The sequence below is a fragment of the Oleiphilus sp. HI0086 genome (genome assembly GCF_001635225.1).
The window spans coordinates 1-751 of the sequence record NZ_LWFZ01000901.1 but is presented as its reverse complement, the minus strand read 5'-3'; the positions used below and the strand labels follow the sequence as shown (position 1 = coordinate 751).

Annotated in this window: 1 protein-coding gene; it reads left to right on the top strand. The window is 46.5% G+C overall.

Features of this window, described 5'->3' with window-relative positions; translation table 11 throughout:
- A partial coding sequence (gene truA, locus A3756_RS16340; RefSeq protein ID WP_082865311.1) for a tRNA pseudouridine(38-40) synthase TruA occupies positions 1 to 736 on the top strand: 736 nt, incomplete at its 5' end.
- Positions 737 to 751 lie beyond the last annotated feature (15 nt).

Below are 751 nucleotides of genomic sequence, written 5' to 3'. Positions count from 1 at the left end.
GTCCATAGAGCTTGTTTGCGCGGGCAGAACCGATAAGGGTGTGCACGGTGCTCATCAGGTTGTTCATTTTGACACCGAAGTGCAGCGTAGTGAAAGAGCGTGGGTTTTTGGTAGCAACTCAAACCTACCAAAAGATATCAGTGTTTCATGGGCTGGCTGTGTTGACTCTGAGTTTCATGCGCGATTTTCTGCTACCAGTAGGCGCTATCATTATGTGATATACAATCACCCGGTCAGGCCTTCAATCTTCCATAATGAAATGACTTGGTGTCATGACCCCTTAGATGAAATAAAGATGCACCAGGCAGCTCAATGTTTGGTGGGTGAGCATGACTTTAGCTCGTTCAGGGCTGTAGGCTGCCAGTCAAGAACGCCGTTTCGGTTTGTCGAATTTATTAATGTTCAACGCTTCGGCGATATTTTAGTTATTGATATTAAGGGAAATGCATTTTTGCATCACATGGTTCGTAACATTGCTGGTGTTTTGATGGAAATAGGTAAGCAGAGAAAACCAGTAGATTGGTGTGCCGGGGTGCTCGAAGCACGAGACCGGACTAAGGGGGGAGTGACTGCGCAGCCAAATGGTTTGTTCTTAACGCATGTCGATTACCCCTCCCATTTTGGTGTGCCTGTATCTCAAGGAGCGCCGTCGATAATTCGCTCAATGATTGCAAGTGCATCGGGAAGCATGGACAATGATGCAGATCTGTGGCGTATTTCTCATAGGCTCGACTAGTTAAGCATTGTAGTA